This is a genomic window from Bacillus sp. UNC41MFS5 (assembly GCF_000686805.1).
In genome coordinates this window covers 86,021-107,510 of record NZ_KK366017.1, presented here as the reverse complement: position 1 = coordinate 107,510, position 21,490 = coordinate 86,021, and the positions used below count along the sequence as shown (strand labels likewise).

Annotated in this window: 20 protein-coding genes; 4 read left to right on the top strand and 16 right to left on the bottom strand. The window is 39.4% G+C overall.

Translation table 11 applies throughout. From position 1 onward, the window contains the following. Position 1: 1 nt before the first annotated feature. The 3 genes from BR30_RS33820 to BR30_RS0116805 all read right to left on the bottom strand — a co-directional run bounded on the left by BR30_RS33820 (position 2) and on the right by BR30_RS0116805 (position 3,540). A complete protein-coding gene (locus BR30_RS33820) occupies positions 2-838 on the bottom strand; it encodes an ABC transporter permease (protein WP_231507742.1) in 837 nt (278 codons plus the stop codon). Positions 839-1,003: 165 nt separating this feature from the next. Then, complete coding sequence (locus BR30_RS0116810) at positions 1,004-2,488, bottom strand: sugar ABC transporter ATP-binding protein (RefSeq protein WP_026565974.1); 1,485 nt, start codon at positions 2,486-2,488, stop codon at positions 1,004-1,006. A gap of 17 nt (positions 2,489-2,505) precedes the next feature. After that, positions 2,506-3,540 carry a LacI family DNA-binding transcriptional regulator gene (locus BR30_RS0116805; RefSeq protein WP_197032352.1) on the bottom strand — a complete coding sequence of 345 codons (1,035 nt, stop codon included), beginning with the start codon at positions 3,538-3,540 and terminating at the stop codon, positions 2,506-2,508. 307 nt (positions 3,541-3,847) lie between these two features. Here BR30_RS0116805 and BR30_RS0116800 point away from each other — a divergent pair, with 307 nt between their 5' ends. The 3 genes from BR30_RS0116800 to BR30_RS0116790 all read left to right on the top strand — a co-directional run bounded on the left by BR30_RS0116800 (position 3,848) and on the right by BR30_RS0116790 (position 6,988). Next, a complete protein-coding gene (locus BR30_RS0116800) occupies positions 3,848-5,020 on the top strand; it encodes a M24 family metallopeptidase (RefSeq protein WP_026565972.1) in 1,173 nt (390 codons plus the stop codon). Positions 5,021-5,310: 290 nt separating this feature from the next. Further along, the gene (locus BR30_RS0116795) at positions 5,311-5,769 is read left to right on the top strand and encodes a helical membrane plugin domain-containing protein (RefSeq protein ID WP_026565971.1); all 459 of its coding nucleotides are present in this window, start codon (positions 5,311-5,313) and stop codon (positions 5,767-5,769) included. A 40-nt stretch (positions 5,770-5,809) separates the two neighbouring features. After that, entirely contained in the window at positions 5,810-6,988 is a 1,179-nt protein-coding gene (locus BR30_RS0116790) for an NAD(P)/FAD-dependent oxidoreductase (protein ID WP_026565970.1), read from the top strand. Between the two features lie 518 nt (positions 6,989-7,506). Here BR30_RS0116790 and BR30_RS33815 read toward each other — a convergent pair. After that, on the bottom strand, positions 7,507-8,493 hold the full coding sequence (locus BR30_RS33815; RefSeq protein WP_231507741.1) for a LacI family DNA-binding transcriptional regulator: 987 nt from the start codon (positions 8,491-8,493) through the stop codon (positions 7,507-7,509). 138 nt (positions 8,494-8,631) lie between these two features. Then, complete coding sequence (locus BR30_RS0116780) at positions 8,632-8,817, bottom strand: hypothetical protein (RefSeq protein WP_026565969.1); 186 nt, start codon at positions 8,815-8,817, stop codon at positions 8,632-8,634. A 450-nt stretch (positions 8,818-9,267) separates the two neighbouring features. On the opposite strand from BR30_RS0116780, the gene BR30_RS0116775 reads away from it, so the two are divergent. Further along, complete coding sequence (locus BR30_RS0116775) at positions 9,268-9,480, top strand: hypothetical protein (protein ID WP_026565968.1); 213 nt, start codon at positions 9,268-9,270, stop codon at positions 9,478-9,480. A gap of 120 nt (positions 9,481-9,600) precedes the next feature. Here BR30_RS0116775 and BR30_RS33810 read toward each other — a convergent pair whose 3' ends face one another. The 11 genes from BR30_RS33810 to BR30_RS0116720 all read right to left on the bottom strand — a co-directional run bounded on the left by BR30_RS33810 (position 9,601) and on the right by BR30_RS0116720 (position 21,424). Then, positions 9,601-10,854 (bottom strand): MFS transporter, encoded by a 1,254-nt coding sequence (locus BR30_RS33810; RefSeq protein WP_197032351.1) that lies wholly within the window; start codon positions 10,852-10,854, stop codon positions 9,601-9,603. 430 nt (positions 10,855-11,284) lie between these two features. Further along, positions 11,285-11,584, bottom strand: a complete 300-nt coding sequence (locus tag BR30_RS0116765) for a putative quinol monooxygenase (RefSeq protein WP_026565967.1) — start codon at positions 11,582-11,584, stop codon at positions 11,285-11,287. A 32-nt stretch (positions 11,585-11,616) separates the two neighbouring features. Then, positions 11,617-12,450, bottom strand: coding sequence for a sugar phosphate isomerase/epimerase family protein (locus BR30_RS0116760; protein ID WP_026565966.1), 834 nt, complete (start codon positions 12,448-12,450; stop codon positions 11,617-11,619). Positions 12,451-12,524: 74 nt separating this feature from the next. Beyond that, on the bottom strand, positions 12,525-13,610 hold the full coding sequence (locus tag BR30_RS33805; RefSeq protein ID WP_051633655.1) for a zinc-dependent alcohol dehydrogenase: 1,086 nt from the start codon (positions 13,608-13,610) through the stop codon (positions 12,525-12,527). 1 nt (position 13,611) lies between these two features. After that, positions 13,612-14,436 (bottom strand): sugar phosphate isomerase/epimerase family protein, encoded by an 825-nt coding sequence (locus BR30_RS0116750; protein ID WP_026565965.1) that lies wholly within the window; start codon positions 14,434-14,436, stop codon positions 13,612-13,614. A 131-nt stretch (positions 14,437-14,567) separates the two neighbouring features. After that, complete coding sequence (locus BR30_RS0116745; RefSeq protein ID WP_026565964.1) at positions 14,568-15,737, bottom strand: substrate-binding domain-containing protein; 1,170 nt, start codon at positions 15,735-15,737, stop codon at positions 14,568-14,570. Positions 15,738-15,778: 41 nt separating this feature from the next. Beyond that, the gene (locus BR30_RS0116740) at positions 15,779-16,954 is read right to left on the bottom strand and encodes a substrate-binding domain-containing protein (protein WP_026565963.1); all 1,176 of its coding nucleotides are present in this window, start codon (positions 16,952-16,954) and stop codon (positions 15,779-15,781) included. Positions 16,955-17,215: 261 nt separating this feature from the next. Next, on the bottom strand, positions 17,216-18,058 hold the full coding sequence (locus BR30_RS0116735) for a sugar phosphate isomerase/epimerase family protein (RefSeq protein ID WP_026565962.1): 843 nt from the start codon (positions 18,056-18,058) through the stop codon (positions 17,216-17,218). A gap of 55 nt (positions 18,059-18,113) precedes the next feature. Next, the gene (locus BR30_RS0116730) at positions 18,114-19,148 is read right to left on the bottom strand and encodes a zinc-dependent alcohol dehydrogenase family protein (protein WP_026565961.1); all 1,035 of its coding nucleotides are present in this window, start codon (positions 19,146-19,148) and stop codon (positions 18,114-18,116) included. Between the two features lie 129 nt (positions 19,149-19,277). Then, positions 19,278-20,249, bottom strand: a complete 972-nt coding sequence (locus tag BR30_RS0116725; protein WP_026565960.1) for a sugar phosphate isomerase/epimerase family protein — start codon at positions 20,247-20,249, stop codon at positions 19,278-19,280. Then, on the bottom strand, positions 20,246-21,424 hold the full coding sequence (locus BR30_RS0116720; RefSeq protein ID WP_026565959.1) for a Gfo/Idh/MocA family protein: 1,179 nt from the start codon (positions 21,422-21,424) through the stop codon (positions 20,246-20,248). The genes BR30_RS0116725 and BR30_RS0116720 overlap by 4 nt, the downstream gene beginning before the upstream one ends. Positions 21,425-21,490: the final 66 nt, after the last annotated feature.

Genomic DNA, 21,490 nt, shown 5'->3' with positions numbered 1-21,490 from the left:
TTCAGGCCTTCTTCCTTGCTGCCAGTGTTGTTAGTAAAACTGCTACTAGAATAATTAACCCTTGGATCACCATTTGCGGGTATGACGCCACACCAGTAAGGTTCAGTATATTTCGAATAATCCCGATTAAAAAAGCTCCGAGAACAGCATTTAGAGCAAAGCCCTTACCGCCTATGAGTGAAGCTCCCCCTACCACAACGGCAGCGATAGCGTCAAGTTCATACCCTTGTCCATATAAGGCACTGCCTGTACTTAATCTTGCTGTCGTCATCAACCCGCCAAGCCCTGCTAATGCACCACTAATGGCATATGCAATTACAATATCTCGGTTGATTGGTGCGCCGGCCAATCTTGCAGCCTCTGAATTTCCACCGATTGCATAAAGCCTTCTTCCAAATGTCGTCATCTTCAGAATGAAGATAAATATACCTAGGGTTAAAAAGAGAATGATGATAGGAGTGTAAATTCCTCCAACTTCTGTCTTACCTGCCAAAATAGCTAGAAATGTGTTGTTTTCTATCGTAACTAAAGATCCCACCTGGAAAATATACGCCAATCCTCTATAAATCGTTAACGTTGCAAGTGTCACAACAAATGGAGTTATTTTACCATAAGTGACAGCTAGACCATTTCCTAATCCTGCAATTGCCATAAGCGCCATTACTAAAATGATGGTTAAAATAGGATCAAACCCCGCCCCTAAAAGTGAGGCAGATAACACACTGGCTAGAGCTGCAATTGAACCCACTGAGAGGTCAATTCCCCCGGTTATTACAACCATCAATTGTCCTAATGCTAAAATAGAAATAACTGAGTTCTGAAGAAGAATGTTACTCAAATTATCGAATGTTAGGAACTTAGACGATAAAAACGAGCAGAAAAGAACAAGTAAACACAGAAAAATAAATAAGTAATTTTTTATAAGCACTTTGAAAAATGAGTATTTTGATTTAAAGACCGGCGTACTTAATGTTTCATAATTTGCCTTCAATCCATTCACCCCTTATAGCATATATTGGATTACATTTTCCTCAGAGCTTTCCTCGTGTGAAAGCTGTTTTACTATTTTTCCTCCCGCCATAACTAACACCCGGTCACACATGAGAACTTCAGGAAGTTCAGAGGAAATAACTATTACAGAACCACCCTCCTTAACAAATTGATTGATAAGGTTATAAATTTCAGCTTTCGCCCCCACGTCTATTCCCCGTGTTGGTTCATCAAAAATGAGAATCTTAACGTTCTTAAATAACCAGCGAGCAATAATCAATTTTTGCTGATTCCCACCACTCAGCGTTCTAGTTTCCTGATCTAAACCGCTTACACGGACTTGAAGTTTTTTAACTAACGTATTTCCATCTTCTTGCTCTTTGCTTCGATTTACTACTCCGAATTTGGAAATATTATCTAAACCAGAAATTGTCATATTCTCTAGGGCAGACATTCCTAATACCAAACCCTGGTGTTTGCGGTCTTCCGGTAATAACGCAATCCCATGCCTTATGGCATCCCGGGGAGACTTCACATGAAAGGGTTTACCGAATAACTCCATCTTTGCGGTACACCGATCTGCCCCAAAAATGGCCCTGACCAATTCGGTCCTTCCACTTCCGACCAGTCCTGCAATTCCTAAAACTTCACCTTCGAATAAGTCAAAATTTATATCCTTCAGGAGTTTAGGAGTATTTAAATTATTGACCGATAAAACTTTACTTTTCTTGTTGGTGATGGATCCCATCCGCATTTTTAAAACATCACGGCCAACCATTAATTTTATTAATTGGTCACGATCCAAATCTTTAGTATCTCTCGTGGATACAACCTGACCATCCTTGAGAACCGTTATTCGGTCTGAGATTTGAAAAACTTCTGGAAGTCGATGTGATATGTATACAATCCCAAGACCTTCATTACGCAATTTAAGTACTAAATCAATTAGTCGATCAACATCCTGATTGGCGAGTGGGGCCGTTGGCTCATCTAAAATGACCACTTTCGCCTTCTTATGAAGAGCCTTGGCTATTTCTACAATTTGTTGTTTAGCAATTCCAAGATCTCCAACGCGCTGGTCTACATCCATTTGAAAACCCATTTCTTTCAAAACAGCTTCAGCGTTCTTCCTCATCTTTCGCCAATCCACTACACCAGGAAACTTTTGGGGATAATCCCCAATGAAAATATTTTCCGCAACCGTTAATTCAGGAACTAAACTTAACTCCTGATGAATAATCGCGATACCAAGTTTTTGGGCTACGTCTGGTTTCGTGATGTGAACAGTTTCACCTTCAAAGACAATTTCTCCCGCATCCGGCTTATAAATTCCCGATAAAATCTTCATCATCGTAGATTTTCCAGCACCATTTTCCCCACAAAGAGCGATTATTTCGCCTTTACGAATCGAAAAGTCAACATTACTTAGTGCCTTTACGCCTGGAAAGTTTTTTCCTATACCATGCATTTCTAAAAGTAATTCATGAGAGTCTGTCATGTTAATCCCCCCCTTATTTACTTACTTGCTCTAAGTTTTTTTCCAAGAGCCTTAAAGGATGTTGTAGACCTTCCTTCCTTTAAGATCGGATATACCGTCGTGATCTTATCGAAGGTTTCATTTCCTTTAATCATCTTGATTAAAATATTCGCGATTGTCTGCCCCAATTCAAATAGCGGTAAGGACATGGTAGTTAAGGTGGGATTCATAAACTGCGAAATCTCAATCCCATCAAAACCGATCACGGAAATGTCATCAGGGACGCTTTTCTTTAAATCAGTACATGCTTGGATTACATGTGCGGCCGCCAAATCGATATAGGTTGTATTAGCAGTCACCTGTTTCTTGACCAGCTGCTCTGTAATTTGATGGACGCCTTTGTTATCAGCCTCTACCTGCATGATTAAATCTCTTTCTAATGGAATATTAAATTCCTGCAAAGCCTTCTTATAGCCTTCTAATCTCTGGATACTACTGTAAGCACGTGGGGGACCGACAATGATTCCAATTTTAGTATGGCCCTGTTCTATCAAATACTTGGTTGCCGTGTAGCCTCCATAATTTGCATCAACAACGACGCAAGCAGCTCCATCTGTGTCAACATCACGGTTCAAAAGTACAACCGGTGATATCTTAGAGATCATCCTCCTCAGGTTCGCTTCATCGAGTCTCGGGCTGCAAAGAATCATTCCATCAACATTGTAGTTTTGCGATAGCTGGATATATGAGTTTTCTAGTCCAGCATCCTCTTCTGTTGTCATTAGGAATACATTCAGGTTATTTGCTCGAAGTGTTCGCTCGATACCGCGTACTATTTCTCCGAAGAACGGATTTGCAATATCAGGCAGTAACACAGCAACCATATTAGTTTGCCTTGTTACCATGCTTCTTGCTTGAAGGCTGGGTCGAAAACCATGTTTCTCTATAATTCGCTGAACATGGTGCCTGGTAACTTCGTTCACCTCCTGTTTATTGTTTAAGACCCTAGAAATTGTTTGTCGTGAAACACCAGCGATCCTTGCAATGTCATTAATCGTTAATTTCTTTCCCATATTATCAATTCCTTTTATGTGAGCGTTATCATAAATTTCAATCATAATAACCTTTAAAAATAGCATTAAAAATATTAATTTATGTGAGCGTTCACATAGGGTATGGAATAAAATTAACACTAAACCTTTTGAAGTGTCAATATTAATTTTTGGAATATTTATTTTTTTATAAATTTTTAAAAAACATGTTGACTTTACCCTGGTAAATCAAATAAGGTTAAATTGTGAACGCTCACATAAGAGTGAAATCATCTTTTATTAAATACAATTTTCGTCTTAGTGGACAAAATGAATGGAGGAATTAGTGATGACAGTTGGAGTACTAACAACAGAATTTGAAACAAGGTTAGCACGTACAAGGGAACAAATGAAGAAGCAGGGGATCGACGTTCTCTTCGTATATAGTGATGAATACCACCCAGGTTATTCTTTCTATTATACAGGTTTCCGTACCATTAACTGTATTGAAGAATCTGCACATGCCCTTTTCATTCCTTTAGAAGGTGAAATCCAAGCATTCTTAGGAAACCTAAACCGTTTCGCTGCAAAACGTTTCTCTTGGATTAAGAATGTTAATAATATCTATGAAATGGAAGCGCTTTTACCTAAATATGTGAGTGAGCTTCCATATGAAGTCAAAACAGTTGGAGTCGTTGGTGAAGAATTATTCCCGATCTCTTTATACCGTGAAATGGAAAAAGCGTTTGTAAAAGATGGCATTAACATTGTAGATGCAGGTCATATTGTAGTACAGGAAAGATTATATAAAAGTAAAGCTGAATTAGATTTAATCCGTAAGGCAGGAAAATTGGCTGATGACAGTATCCTAGCTGCGCTCGAGAAACTAGAAATCGGAAGAACAGAGATCGAACTATCTGCAATCGGTGAATATGTAACACGTTCCCGCGGCGGTGAAATTGGTTCTGCTTATTTAGTTGTATCAGGTCCTGACCATACGAATCTACCGACTTGGAGACCAATGGAGCGTAAAATTGAACGTGGGGAGTATGTGTGGTTCGATTTTAATCCTATGGTTGAGGGATACTGTTCCGATACCGGTATTACAGTCGCCATGGAGGGTGCTACAGATGAACAGATCAGAATCATGAATTTCGCCTATGATACAAATCAACGTATGGTTGAGTTCATTAAGCCGGGAATGACTGGTAAACAATTGTTCCAGGAAACCCTTCGCCTCTGTGAAAATGCTGGTTTAGCTGACTACTTCCTTCCATATACAAAGGGAATGAGAGCAATTGGTCATGGAGTTGGTCTAGAAGTAGTAGAAACACCAGACTTAGGACCTAACAGCGAATTCGTTTTCGAACCGAATATGTGTTTTGGAATTAAATTTGACCTTCACGGATTCCCGTTTGGCGGTGTTCGAGTTGAACCTACAGTAATCATTACTGAAAATGGTGCAGAGCCAGTGAACGACCTCAGAGGAATGAAAGCTAAATACGAATCTAACTTTAAATAAAGTTATCAATTTAATCAAATTGTGGACTTTCTATTGGTTGCTACATAAAATTGGTAGACTCTACCTCATATATACTTATGAATATGAGTCCATCCCCAAACAATAGTTATGTCTGAATTGATGAGCAATCATTCTTTCACAATTAGATTGCCACTTACCTATCAGTGAAAAAAATATAGAAACTATTTCTACTTCTAAAATAAGGAACAAGAAGCAGCAAGCACTCATTCAAAAGTACTTGGCTGCTTTTTTCCTTCGTTTAACTATGAAAATCTAAGGAGGTTTATTGTATGACAGTATTAACGTTTCAATCCTCCCCTGCTGAGGAAGCTGTTTGGACCGAAAAAAAAGCCAGAGCCATGGAAGAGCAAATAGATTTGCTTGATCAACTGCTGAAACCAGATGTACAGCACTCTCTGACCATGCTCGTAGAAAACTTGCCGAAACTAACAGAGATGGTTAACACTCTCACAAAAACCTATGATGTCGCACAGTCCGTCCTTACTGATCGCCTGTTGGTTGATGATTTCGTTACAGGTATCCAGGCATTCGTAAAACCGGTAGAAGGTAAAGTGAAGCAATATGCAGCTGCGGCTATTGAAGCAAATGACCGCGCAGATGATAACACGGAAGCGACAATAGGTGTATTTGGTTTGATAAAAATGCTCAAGGACCCACAGGTGCAGAAAATGTTGCGCTTTGGACAGGCCTATTTAAATATCCTGGCTGAAAAACAAAAGGAACAGTAAAAACGATAAGTTTCGATTAAGTGTGAACGGAGGATTGATTATGCAGAAAAAAATTATAATTTTAGGCGGCGGCTACGGTGGCTTACTGAGTGCTTTAACTGTCCGTCAATATTTAGGAATGAATGAGGCTTCTATTACGCTCGTGAACCGGTTTCCTACCCATCAAATCATTACAGAACTACACCGTTTAGCGGCGGGTAATTTGTCTGAAAAGGCAGTTGCCCTACCATTGGAAAAGCTGTTAAAAGGCAAAGATATTGAGTTAAAGATTGCTAATGTCGAAAAGATTTCCCCTGATCATAACCAGATTACACTTGGGGATGGTACAAGTATCAGTTATGATTACCTAGTTGTCGCGCTAGGTAGTGAAACAGCCTACTTTGGTATACCAGGTTTACAAGAACATAGTTTTATTCTTAAGTCAGTGGATGATGCAAATCATCTACGTAACCATATTGATACCCGTATCTACGAATATAGCAAAACGCACAACAAAAGTGATGTCACTTTCGTAGTTGGAGGCGGCGGTCTGACGGGTATTGAACTTGTTGGTGAAATTGCTGATCTACTGCCAGAATTGTGCCGAAAGTACGCCGTCGATAGTAATGATATTTCTCTTTATTGTGTGGAGGCCGCCCCGACTATTTTGCCTGGATTCCCAGCTGAATTGGTAGAACGCGCCGAAAAAAGCTTATCCGCTCGCGGTGTAGAGTTCATAACTGGTACGCCTGTTACACAAATGGAACAAGCTATAGTCTATTTGAAGGATGGTCAACTCATTGAAACAAACACAATGGTATGGACAGGTGGTGTCCAGGGTAATGCTGTTGTGGCCAATTCAGGAATTGAAGTGAATCGCGGTCGTGCTATGGTGAACGAATTTCTACAATCCTTATCACATAAAGACGTGTTTGTAGCCGGTGATAGTGCAGTTGTTATGGGGCCTGAAGGACGCCCTTATCCACCTACAGCACAACTGGCATGGCAAATGGGAGAAGCAATCGGATTTAATATCTCCGCAGCTATTAAAGGAGGAACAATGGAAAAGTTTGTACCGGTATTCTCTGGTACACTGGGTAGTCTTGGCCGAAAAGATGCAATTGGTACAATCGGGGAAAACAAAATCAAGCTGAAAGGTTTACCTGCAATATTAATGAAGGAAGCCGGTAATGTTCGTTATCTTTCTCATATCAAAGGTCTATTTAGTTTGGCTTATTGATTAAGTATAGGAATTAAAAACAAAACACCTTTTTCATTGGTAATGTCTATTGACGAGTCAATCATTTTGACCGAAGATAAATTTTCTTTGTTATCGTGTGATACCCAAAGTCGAATTGGGATGGAGCCTCTGAAAACATGATGTTTACGAAAGAGGTATGTGGGATTGTTGTACTTTTACGATGTGACATCCTTTCATGCTCCATTCTCCAAATAAAATCTTTACTCTCTCTTTAAAGCTTATGCTGAAATCTTAAACTAGTAAATCAAACTAGCTTAATGCTATGGGAAATCCGCCTTAAGTAGAGCTTTATGCTTAAACTTTACAAAACTTATCTCATCCACACTCGCATCCCACTAATTTATGGTAGATTAATCCTAATTCTGATTTTAGCAAAAAAGCTTCATTTAATGATCACCAATATCAGAGAAAAGTTTACTGATTCCTCGTATTTCCATAACACCGAGTAATGGCTTTTAACTTTCTTCCCACAACAGAACCCACTTGGATATTTTCAATTAGAGACTAATCGATCTAGTTGAATTTCCCTTTTTTAAGATGGGATATACCATTGTTAGTCTTTCAAAGGGTTCATTTCCTTTTATCATTTTCACCAAAGTATTTGCAATTGTTTCGCCCATTTCAAAAAGCGGTAATGACATTGTTGTTAAAGTTGGATTTGTAAACATTGATATAGCTATTCCATCAAAACCGATTATTGATATATCTTCAGGCACTTTCAAGTTCAAATCTGTACATGCTTGGATAACATGTGCAGCCGCTAAATCGTTAAAAGTTGTAATTGAAGTAACGTTATTATTTATCAATTTCTCAGTCATTTTATGGACATCGTTGTTGTCTACTTCTACTTGCATGATTAAATCTTTTTCTAAAGGAATACCAAAGTCCTTCAGAGCCTTCTTATATCCTTCCAATCTTTGATTACTACTGTAAGCTCGCGAGGGACCCACAATTATTCCAATTTTGGAATGTCCTTGTTCAATTAAGTATTTAGTTGCGACATACCCGCCATGTGTAGCATCAACCACAACACAAGCAGTTCCATCTACATCAAGATCACGATTCAGCAAAACAACAGGTGATATTTCAGGTATCAATTTCCTTAGATTCGCATCGTCAAGTCTTGGACTGCATAAGATCATTCCATCCACATTGTAATTCTTTGAAAGTTGAATAAACGCATTTTCTTGTTCAACATCTTCTTCTGTCGTCATAAGAAAGACATTTAAGTTATTTTCTCGAAGAGTACGCTCAATACCGCGTACAACTTCCGCAAAGAATGGATTTGCAATATCAGGCAGTAACAAAGCGATCATATTCGTTTTTCTTGTAACCATACTTCTTGCTTGAAGACTCGGCCGAAATCCATGCTTCTCAATAAGTCGCTGTACTTGTTTCCGAGTGGCTTCATTCACCTCAGGTTTATTATTTAATACTCTGGAAACCGTCTGGCGAGATACACCTGCCATTTGTGCAATATCCATAATTGTTAGCTTTTTTCCCATTTATATCATCCTTTTTATGTGAACGCTCTCAAACAGTTACAAAATTAAGTTAACATTTACACTGTCATGGCGTCAACTCCGGTTTCAAAAAAATTTTTGAAATTATCTGGAAATATATTAAATAAACCTTTCTAAATACTCTTTTATGAAAAATGCTTCGATTTCATCTTCTAATAGGATAAACAGCGCGTGTGCGGATTCCTCGATACAATTGATGGTACGAAAGTTTGTAAAATAAAAAGAATACCCAGGATGATATTCATCACTATAAACGAAAAGAGCATCGATACCATGTTCCTTCATTTTTTCTCCGAAAACCTGAATCGATTTGCTGCGAAGCGTTTTTCAGGATAAAAAATCTAAATAACATATATTAGATGCAAGCACCAAAATATGTCAGAGAACTTTCATATCCAGTTAAAACTGTTGTTGGTGGTGGTGAGGAATTGTTCCCAATATCTATGTTATCACGGAAATGGAGAAGACATTTGTTAAAGATGAAAATGGCCGGTATAAGGCCTTTGGATAAATTGTATCCAAACTGCCTTATAACCGGATTTACTTGAAAGATAAGCTTAAGCAGCAGAACCTCCTCAGAGGTGCTGCATAAGGCAGCCAAGATTGGGGTTGGAATTATTCTTTAGAAATTTGCTCCGACCGATCTGGCTCTCGGTTTTGTATGATAATTGCATAGGGTTATCCGTGGAAACGGATTAAATGTTTACACCCATCAGGATCGAATTTTGAGTATTGATGCCATTAGTCGAACATCTTGAGAAAATCATACACACAGGGGAAATTATTGCTAACATAGATCCAAGCAACTTAGTTTTGCAAGGAATGGATCTGGTGGAAGCAATGAAGAAACATGGTAGTGAAAAAGTCATCTTTCACTTCCATGCAAAAGATACTTATATGGAAGTTAAAAAGATATATATTTTTGTTAATATGAAAAAAAAGCTCTAGGGATTAGATCCTTAAAGCCTTTGCACTTTAAATTTAGTAGACCCTCAGTCCAAATTGTATATTGTAATGATTTTTAATCAGTCTAAAGCCGCACGCCCTGACACTATTAAACAGAAAACTTCATTTTAATGATACAACCTGCCCTTCAGCTTTCATCCCTGAATTATTTGGACTAAGAATTCGTCCATAGAGGTACAGTATGAACCCACCAATAATTGCTATGAAGCTGATAACTGTAAAGCCAGGAATGTAAGATCCAGTTTGTTCTAATAATAGACCGACAATAAAGCTCGAAATGGTTCCACCGAATCCAACTCCTATTCCGTTAACAATTCCGATAGCAGGACCGACAGAGCTTGGAGACACACTCGATTGAATGATCGCCCAAAAATTGGCTGTGTAAGTGCTAATGAGTGTTCCTAAAGAGAGCGTAATGAGAGCTATTTTTCCAACAGGGCTATCAACCACCGGAAGGGAAACTAATAAGATACCTGCAAATACTAAACCAACAGTTGCAATTAAGACACGTTTTCCTGTTCGATCACTGATGATGGACATCGGAATCGTTAAAATAACGGCAGCCAAGTAAGGCAATCCACTGAGGAGTCCTTGTATTAATCCAGTAAAACCAAGGGATTTGACAGCGAGTGGAATCCAAAGAGTAATTCCCCAAAAAAGCATATTTTGACCTAAGTGAGCACCTATCAACAGAAGAAAGCGCGAACCACCTAAAGAACGAAAGGTCAACTTTTCTTTGGAACTTTGTTCCTCTTTAGGCTTGGTTTCCACTACGTCAGGTTCTTTTTTAAGCAGCCATAAATAAAGAGGCACTACAATAACCAAACCTGCGGCTCCTAGAATAATAAAAAGTGGTTTCCAACCCCAATTTTCATTTATAGGTATAAGTATCAAAAACCCTAAACCAAGGGCTAAAAATTGACCATAATGCTGAATGATAGTATTAGCTACGGTTAGTTCTTTTTTTATAAACCACGCTTGCGCAAATCGAGATTGTTGAGGCCAATAAATACCCTCTCCAATTCCTAGAATAAGGCGGAAGAAGATTAAAAGCCCTACTGAATTAACCCAACTGGTTAAAAATGTAGCAAGTGACCATAATGCATATACAAAGATTACAACCGTTTTAGGATTCATCCTATAGGTTAAAATACCGCCAAAAAAGTTTGCCAAGCCATAACCAATTAAAAAAGCGCTTAATGCCCAGCTGGATGTAACTGAAAAGTCAGTTCCGGAGAAACCAAGTTCTTTAGACATTCCCTCTATCCCTACAGATAAATTAGACCTATCCAAGTAAGCAATAAACAATCCAATCATAAACGGGAGGGCAATTCTTATCCATTTTGATTTAATCAAATTTATCACAACCTTCTCTGTAGTTATTACTGTTAATAAAGTTATTAAAATTTCTCCTCAACTACTGAACAAAAGAGCCTACAATTGCTAAGTGAACCTGGTTCGCTCACAAAAACTTTGTTAGGTCCTAAATCTGGTGTTTCCACTACCTGTAAGGCCAACACCATGTCTAAAGTCTTTCCAACTCTGGTACGTCCCCTTTTATTATAAATAGCATTCTAAGTAATCCATTTTTGACCAAAGGTACACTCCGGCTGCTTTATTTGAGGAGCTATTTACAGTAAAAGAGGCTCTAGAAATCGAGCCTCTTTATTTTTACAGCTGGTTGTTCATTTTACGGCACCTTGAAAAGATTTTTTGTGATTTTAATTACCATGTATCTAATACATTTTCTTTCGTTACTAATAACGCCAAGGACAGCTACTAAGAGTTAGGCACCTTTTATTTCGCTTGCATCGAAAAGTTGTACTTGGATTGGTTCACTTAATAGTCCAGGGACGATATTAACGAAGTTTTGAAAATGAGGGGTCGCTTCGTGAACACCAATCGCAGCTTGATCCTTCCACTTTTCCACAAATACAAAGGTATTAGGCTGTTTTGGATTTTCAAAATATTCATAGCTAATATTACCTTCTTCTGCTTGAGATGGTTCCGCTACAAGGTTAGCCTGATCCAGGAATACTTGACGTTGTTGTGGTTCCACTTTAAAGTACGCATGAATAATAATCATCTCTAAATTCCACCTTTTAAACTTAATATCTTTTATGATAGTGCCTTAACAATTTCCTTCATATGTTTAATAGATTGCTTTGTGAAGTCATCAAAAACATTAGCTTCCCCTTGAAGGCCTGAAGCCACATATGGGTTTGACACGGCTGGCAAGAATTCCATCGTGATATAACCCTTATAACCAAGTTCTTTAAGCAGTGAAATGACTGGTGCAAAATTCGTTTGTCCTAGTCCCGCTGCCTCCCTTGTATTATCAGCGATGTGGACATGGGCTAGATAACGTGAAATCTTCATTATCGAATCCCTCATATCTCGTTCTTCTATGCTCATGTGGAACAGATCCGCCATAATCCCTACACCTTCTACATTCACTTCCTCCACAAAACGTAAGGCTAAGGTGAGGTTATTAACTAAGTAGGTTTCATAACGATTTAATGCTTCAATGGCTATGGTGATTCCTTGTTCCTTGGCATACAGCCCCGCCTCTTTCACACTTTGAATAGCATTATTCCATTCTTCCTCAAGCGTCGTTTCTGGGCTAAGTTTACCAACACAAGTAGGAACGACAATTAGGGTTGATGCATGTAAAGTCTTCGCTAAATCAACCGATCTTTTCACATATTCGACTGCCTTTTTTCTAATTTCGTCGTTTGATGAGGAAAGATCCCTTTCAGCGGTAAAAATTCCACAAATAGAACTGCATTCAAGTTCATACTTTGTTAAAAGTTCTTTTGTTCCCTCAATATCAATGGTATACGGCTCGCCTGCGAGTTCGACACCTTGATAACCATATTTCTTCAGCCTTTTTAAGCTATCTTCTAAACTTTCATTTCCGTATATCCATTGTGTGGCACTATATTTGAACATTTGAATTCACCTCTTAGATTATGAAAAAATCAGAGTTCCCACATAAACCGTAGAGAACTCTGTCTACCTATATATTAATCTGAGATTTTAACTACAGTTTTAAGGATATCCTTATTATGCTCGGCCGTTTCAATTCCGTGTTTCACATCTGCAAATTCAAAATGATTTGTGAAGATTGGAGTTGGATCAAAGCGCTTGCTTGCGATTAAATCAATCGCTTTAGAGAATGTGTCATATGTTCCTGCATAGGAGGAAACAATGGTTAATTCACGGCTGTAAATTTCAAATGGACTTACAGGAATTGTTACATCTGCAGGTGCTGCTCCAAAAACCAGTATTTTTCCGCCTTTTCTCACTAATTTAAACGTTTGCGTGTAAGTATAAGAAGAACCTACCGCCTCGATAACAACGTCAGCACCGCGTCCGTCTGTTAATCTTTTAACAGCTTCTACCGGGTCTTCTTCACCTGCATTGATCACATAATCAACACCAATATTTTTGGCTGATTCAATTCTCGCAGGATTTAGTTCGGAAAGGATTACTTTACTAGCCCCTTTCAATTTTGCAAGTAAGGCATGGGCGATACCCATTGGACCTCCGCCAATAATCGCGACTGTTTCACCGTATTGGACATTGACTTTATCCTGACCGCTGATTGCACATGCTAATGGCTCAATATAGGCTCCATGAATCCAAGACATAGAATCTGGCAACTTATGAATATTACTCTCTTGAACTCTTACAAATTCAGCAAATGCTCCGTTAATGTGTACCCCTAATTGAGTAATTTTTTCACAATGCAATTTTTGGCCATGGCGGCAATAATAACATGTGCCGCAGCTAATATTGATATCGGCAGTCACACGGTCACCTGGCTGTACAAAGCTCACTTTAGAACCAACCTTTGCCACTTCACCGGAAAATTCATGACCTAAGATTAATGGAAGCTTTGCTGGAAAACGGCCTTCATAAATATGCGGATCCGTACCACAGATTGCGGTATATTTCACTCTTATCAATACATCTGTATCTCCAAGTTCAGGAACCGGTACTTCTTCTAATCTTAAATCTTCTTTACCGTACAACACAGCTGCTTTCATTACTTTTTGGTCAAACCCTGCTTCTAAATTTTCATTGTTTACTACTGTATCTTGTGCCATCTTATTTTTCCTCCTTCAATAGGTTTTTTAGGAAAGTAATTGACTCTTCAGTGTATTGATCATAAAACTCTTCACATCTTGTTCCATTAAATGGATCGGCAAATGGAGGAAGTAGCTCCATCGTTAAATATCCGCTATAGTTAATATCACGTAAAGCCTGAGCGATTGGCTCAAAATCAATATGACCACGGCCTGGTGCAGCTCGATTACTATCAGCGATGTGAAGGTGATATAATTTATCTCCAACCATTCTGATCGTATCCGCAATATCGACTTCTTCAATATTCATATGGTAGGTATCACCCATCACACCTACGCTTGGCAGATTCACACGATTGACCAGCTCAAGTGATTGCTCTAATCGATTGATTAAGTAGTTTTCATATCGGTTCCATGCTTCTACTGTCAAACGAATCCCATGTTCTCCAGCATAAATACCAGCCTCTCGTATTCCTTCCTCAGCCCATTTCAATTCTGTTTCGCGGTCTGCTTCTCCATAAATTTTCATACAAGCAGTTGGAGTGAGGGAGATTCCTTTTGCACCGATTTTGCTGGCAAAATCAACGCAGCTTTTTAAGTACTCTACTGCATTTCTTCTAATATTTTCATTACTGGAAACTAAATCTCTTTCAGCGTTATAAATGGCACAAATAGTGGAAGCTTCAATTTTATATTTTTCCAATAATCCTTTAATGCGGTATGCATCCATTTGTTCTGGCTCACCGACAAATTCCACACCGTTATAACCATATTTAGCGAGTCTAGCAATACTAGTTTCAATATCTTCTCCTGCATATACTAGCGTGTTGTAAGAGTACTTAATCATTTGAACATCTCCTTATCACTATTTTGTCTATGTAACTTTCCTGGATTTCAGATTTTTTAAATAGGGGCCGCATATAAAAGCGGCCACTATTTCACTTTATTTCTCTGCTTTTCTTACTGGTTAAGCGATGTTTATTTTGCTGCATTTTGGATAACTTCTGGGGCGTCCTGACGATAAGCCATTTTCCAAACCTTTAAGACGTTTTCCTTTGTAACTTTCATCGATGGAACAACATAGTATGGATCTAATTGTTTGCCAAGTAATGAATATCCGGCAACAAGAGCCTGGGCAGCTCCGTTTTCATATGGTAACTGTGCTCCAAGACCTTTTACGTTCCCTCCAGAAGCAATTTGAAGCGCCACATTCGTTCCTAAATCAACTGTAGTGATAACTAAATCATTTTTCCCTGCTGTACGAGCTGCGGCAAGTGTTCCTTCCGCTGGTACATCCCAAATCGCAAAAATTCCATCTAAATCTTTATGTTTTGTTAACATACCAGAGGCTACTTTTTCAGCATCGTTAGGAGTGATAATTCCACCATGGGCAACAATTTTAATTTTTGGATATTTTTCTTTAATGGTCTTCTCAAAAGCATCTTTACGCTGGTTATTTACAAAGAAATTAACATCGTGGAAAATGACACCGATCTTTCCTTTTCCTTTTAGTTCATCACCCATAATTTCGCCGGCAAAGATACCGTTTCCATAGTTATCCGATGAAACAACGCTTACATAATCTTTTCCAGCTTGAAAACCTTTTGGCACATTATCCATGAAGACTAGTTTTACGCCAGCTTCTGCTGCCTTTTTAAATGCAGGAGCCGTAGCAACTGGATCAACCGGTAAAGCTACGATAACATCTGGCTTTTTAGCCATGATGGTTTCGATATCTGAAATTTGTTTTTCAGGCTTAAATTGTGCATCCGTAACGGCCACAACGTCTATGCCCATTTTTTCAAAAGTTTCTTTAACACCATTGATGATGGCAGTTGAAAAATCATTTCCTGCATAGTGCATGGAAATAGCCGCTTTGAATTTACCCTCTTTAATTTTCTTTACATCCTCTTCAGATAATTGCAAAGTTGCTGCGGGTGTGGCTGTTTCTCCATTTGGACCCGTACTTAAAATTTTCTGATCGCTTGGTATTTCTGGGTTAATGGCAAGAGGATAAGTAATTTTTGCGGATTCTTCTTTTTCATTTTTTTGCTCACCTGAAGCAGTTGAACTTTGTTTTCCACACCCCATAAGCGCCAAACTACTGACTAAGAGTATCGTAATGATTAGTGAAGTAAGTTTTTTCATAGTAACCCCCAATAATAGATTTAGATAATAATAATGTTTTATTATTTAGCTGCCCCTTTGATAGACTTAGGTGCTTCTTGATGGTAAACAAGTTTCCATGCATCTAATACATTTTCTTTCGTTACATTTAACGCAGGAACAGCCACATAGGCAGGTGCTTCTTTACCAAGTAAAGAATAACCAGCTAAAACCGCTTCTGAAATTCCCTGGTCATATGGCAGCTGAGCACCTAGGCCTTTAATCAAACCGTTTGATGCAATGTCTAAGGCAACGTTTGTCCCTAAATCAATAGTTGTAATGACAAAATCTTTCTTTCCTGCCGTACGTGCTGCTGCTAAAGCACCTTCAGCTGGAACGTCCCAAACGACAAACATTCCATCAAGGTCACGATTTTTGGTAAGCATACCTGATGCTACTTTTTCCCCATCGTTAGGGCCAATGATTCCGCCGCGTTCAACGATTTTGATTTTCGGATATTTTTCTTTGATTGTTTTTTCAAAGGCTTCTGTACGCTGCTTGGTCACAAAGTAATCAGCATCATGATAGATTACGCCGATCTTCCCTTTTCCACCAAGCTGTTTCGCCATGATTTCAGCTGCTTGAACACCATTGCCATAGTTGTCTGCAGATACAACGCTCACATAATCCTTGCCGGCTTCTAACCCTTTTGGTTTATTATCCATGAACACGACTTTGACTCCTGCATCTGCCGCTTTCTTAAAAGCGGATGCAGTTGAAACAGGGTCTACTGGTATCCCCACGATAATATCCGGCTTTTTAGCTAAAACTGTTTCGATGTCGGATACTTGTTTCTCAGCCTTAAACTGGGCATCAGTTACAGCTACGACTTTAATTCCCATCTTTGCAAAAGTTGCTTTTAATCCATTGATTTGCGCGGTTGCCCAGTCATTACCAGCATAGTGCATGACAATGGCCGCTTTGTATTTGCCTTCTTTGATCTTTTGCACCTCTTCTTCAGTAAGCTGCAATGTTTTTGCTGAAACAGCGGTTTCTCCACTAGGACCTTTACTTAAAATTTCCTGATCGGGAATCTCTTGATTTATGGTGATTGGACCTGAACTAGCGGTTGTTTCTTCTGTTGTTGTGTTCTCTGTTTCTTTGCTACCGCTGCTAGTCGTGCTATCCTTGCCGCAGCCGACGAGTGCGATGCTAGTGATTAATAGAATCATAGTAATAACAGATAGTAACTTTTTCATGATTTGCCCCCTTTTCGTCCTTATTATTTTTTAATCCTCGATTGAAATACTCAAATATTTGGACCGTATTTATGCATCACATCCTCTGCAGTTGTGTAATCGATTACATTTTTTCATTAATAAAAATTGATTTTTTCCTACTTTTCTACGGTGATTATGTTTTCTATTAAATTTTATAAATATTTGAATAGATTTACTGGGCGAACCAGTTGCAATTAAACGCCTGTATCCGCCCCGATTATATTTTTTTCAATTAGGTTATTACTTACATCCAATTCCTTTTAACTTTTCTGTCAAGTAATCAATGGATGTTTTTGCATACCAATCAGGATCTGCTTTTCTAGTACCAAATCCAATTTCCATTGAGAGGTAGCCCTTGTAATCGATTTCCTTTAATGCTTTTAATACGGAATCCCAATTTACCGTTCCTTGTCCAGGCGGTAAACGATCGTCATCCGAAATATGAACATGATGCAACTTATCTTTCATTTTATAAACATAATCACTCGGTACTTCATTACGATATAGGGCATGGAACGTATCAAACATCACTTTCACATTGGATTCACCTGATTCTTCTGCCAACTGCAGGGCATCATCTGCCGATTCAATTAAATTACAATCAGCAGCTTGAGGTTCAACTACTAATGTGATTCCAAGGTCTTTCGCATATTTTGCCACATCTTGCAAACCTTCGCGGCTATACTTCCATGCTTCTTGTTTGTTCATACCAAAACCAAACCAGCCGGCAAGCCACATCACAGTTGGGCATTCCCAGTCATGCGCTAAACGAATGACTTCCTTATAATGATTGATCGTAAATTCACGCTCTTCTTTCAAAGCTGAACTTGGATTCACTCCAGGTCCTCCTCCAGGTGCGGGAAGCATTGCAGCTACATTAAGATTATTTCTTTTTAAATGCTGAAGAATTTCCTTACGTCTTTGTGTGGATAGATAATCAGGCCATGCATGCGGACTCGCACAACCTATTTCAATTCCATCATATCCAAATGCAGCAATTCGACTAATCACTTCTTCTAATGGATAAAAGGGCAACATGGATGGAAAAGAATTATAAACCCAAGTATTAAATGAAAGTTTCATTTTATTGATCCTCCTCAAGAATTACGTACCAAAAGGTTTTATTATTTGTTAACGTTTATTCCCAAACAAACACAGCTTTCTCCGTCTTTCTTTCGTCAAACATACGGAAAGCAGTTTCTGCTTCTTCTAATTTAAATTGGTGTGTAACTAATTTTTCTACAGGCAGATTCTTTCTAACAATAAACTCCGCAATTTCATCAAATTCTTGAATTGGGAAGTACCAAGAACCCATTACAGAAATCTGTTTTCGAATTAATTGCGCACTTGGTTTGATTGTTGTCTCTTTACTTTCCCCGATAAAAGCGACACGTCCATGTGCTCTCACGCAATCTAATGCATCATTCTCACCGTAAGGGCTTCCGGAACAATCAATCGCAGCATCTGCACCAAGACCCTTTGTAATACGAGCGATTTCTTCTTGAACATTCATTGTTTTACCATTGATGGTATAATCCGCACCCAATTCCTTCGCAAGCTCCAAGCGCTCATCAAGCATATCAACAGCAATAACGGTTGCGCCTAATCCTTTGGCGATCATCACACCCGCACCGCCCATAGGACCCATTCCAAAAATAACGAGATAATCTCTACCGGAAATTCCTAATCTCTTTTGTGCGTGATAAAGGGTTCCAACAGCGTCGGTTGAAACAGCGGCCGTTACGAAACTCATGCTATCTGGCAATCTCATACAGTTTTCAGCTGGAACGACCATGTACTCTGCGTCACCGCCGTGAGAGTCAAAGCCGATACATTTAAACTCTTTGCAGAACATTTTGTAGCCGCTCTTACAATGTGCACATTCACCACAGCCAAGAGCTAAGTAAACAGCAACTCTGTCACCCGCTTTGTAATTGGAAACGCCAGCTCCTACTTCCGTGATAACTCCTGCAGGTTCATGCCCTGGTACCGTGCATCCGCATTTTGTTCCTTCAAAAACGGAAGTTCCATAATATAAGCTCATATCGCTTCTGCAGATCGCTGATGCTTTTAACTGAACTAATACTTCCCCTTGGCCAGGCGTTGGAATTTCAACCTGGCGAATCTCTACCTTTTTATCTCCTGGAAAAAATACTGCATTCATTGTTGTCATCGTACTGCCTCCAATCATTCATCATTAATTTTGAAAAACAATTATCCCATCATATTTCCTTGAAATGAGCTGCGGGAGGGAAAACCCTCCCTTTGGAAGCAAGAGAACCGTCCCCATGCTTCCAAAAAATTAAGCCCACCACATCTCGGTAATTTTCTCCTTGAACATGGCCCCTTTTAAGAGAGTAATAGCTTTGCTTAGTCCCTCGTCGGTGGAAGCCAGCATATCTTCATGTTCAATCGAAACTACATAATCATATCCCACCGCTCTTAGGGCACTGATAATGTCTTTCCACATTTTTTCGTCCGAGCCGTATCCGATTGATCTAAATGTCCAAGAGCGGTCTAAAATTTGGCTATAATGCTTTGTATCTAAAACACCATTAATCTTGATATTTGCTTGATCTAAATAAGTGTCCTTCGCATGGAAATGGAAAATCGCATTTTCCCTGCCAAGCTTTTTGATGGCCTCGACCGGGTCAATTCCTTGCCAAACAAGGTGGCTCGGATCAAAGTTTGCCCCAATGTTTTCGCCGGCATGCTCCCTTAACTTTAATAGAGTTTCAGGATTATAAACGACAAATCCTGGGTGCATCTCAAAAGCTATGTGATTAATGCCGTGCAACTTCGCGAATTTTGCTTCCTCTTTCCAATAAGGAATAACGACTTCGTTCCATTGCCAGTTCAGCACTTCTAAATATTCCGGAGGCCATGAGCATGTAACCCAGTTTGGATTTTTTGCACTTATATGATCACCCGGACAGCCGGAGAAGCCATTGATTACAGGAACTTCCAAAAGTTCTGCAAGTAATACCGTTTTTCGCCAAACGTCATGTGACTCTTGAGCAATGTTTATATTTGGATGAAGCGGGTTACCGTGGCAGCTTAAGCCGCTGATCGTTATTCCCCTAGTTTCAAGCGCTCTCAGGAATGATTTTCTTTTTTCAGGAGATTCAAGCAATTCATCCGGATTACAGTGATGATTGCCGGGATAATTCCCTGTCCCCAATTCAACAGCCTCCACACCCATGGCTGCCAGTTTATCCAACATTTCTTCAAAAGGCAGGTTCTGATACAAGGGGGTAAATACACCTAATTTCACGCAAGTACCTCCTTGCTAGCCTGAACCTTCACCCATTTCTGTTGCTGGTTACTTTCTAAGATTGCGTCTGTGATACACATCGAAAGGTGTCCATCGGCAAATGTCGCAAAATTTGGCTTGTCTGTTTTCAGGCTTTTGCCGTCACGAACAAACGAGTAGAAATTCAACATCATATTTTTCAAAGCATCCGGCCAGCCCTCATTATGCCCTCCTGGATGATGGATAGCAGACTTTGCCTCTGGTGAAAACAACGCCGGATCCGCTAATAGAACTTCATTTGCTTTATCCCGGTGCCCAATCCATAGCTTCTCAGGCTCTTCCTGATTCCAAAATACTGAAGCTTGATTACCGTTAATCTCAAAGCTTAATCTATTTTTCCGTCCCGCACTTACTTGAGATACCGTAAAGACTCCTCGTGCTCCATCTTCAAACCGGACAAGAACGGATGCATAGTCTTCTGTATTAATTGGTACATCTTCATATTGCATATCTTCCGACGTCTGTGCCCCAAAGGTAGCTACGTTTCCTGTCGGTTTCTTTCTTATTGGAACAACAGTGGCTAAATCGGCAAAAACTTCGACAATCCTTTTGCCTGTTACAAATTGGACGGTATCACACCAATGGGAACCAATGTCCGCTACTGCGCGTGACTTTCCGCCTACTTCCGGCGCCAAACGCCAGTTGTAGTCTGTTTCATATAATAACCAGTCCTGCAAGTAGCTTCCGTGAACCAAGTTCACTTTCCCAAGATCACCTTCAGTGATTTTCGCTTTTAAGTTTTGTACACTCGCATGCTGTCTGTAATTAAAGTTCACCGCATGGATGACGCCTTGTTTTTCTGCTAACTCCAACAATTCTGCTGATTCATCACTGTTCATAGCCAGTGGTTTCTCTGAGACAACATGCTTTCCAACTAAAATAATCTCTTTATTAATGGCAAAATGAAGATGATTTGGTGTGCAATTGTGCACGACCTGGATTTCGCTGTCTTTCAGCATTTCTCGGTAATCACCAAATGCCTTCGGAATTCCCAGCTCAGCTGCCTTTTTTTCAGCCATTTCTTGACTGGTTTCCGCCAAACCAGCTACTTCAACAAAGCCAAGCCTTCTGATGGCTTCAATGTGAGTCGGCCCGATAAAACCAGTACCAATGATACCAACTTTAATCTTCTCCACCTTTCTTCCTCCTGTTCATGATCGTGTTGTTCAAGAATGCAAATTATACACCGCATAGGGTCATTC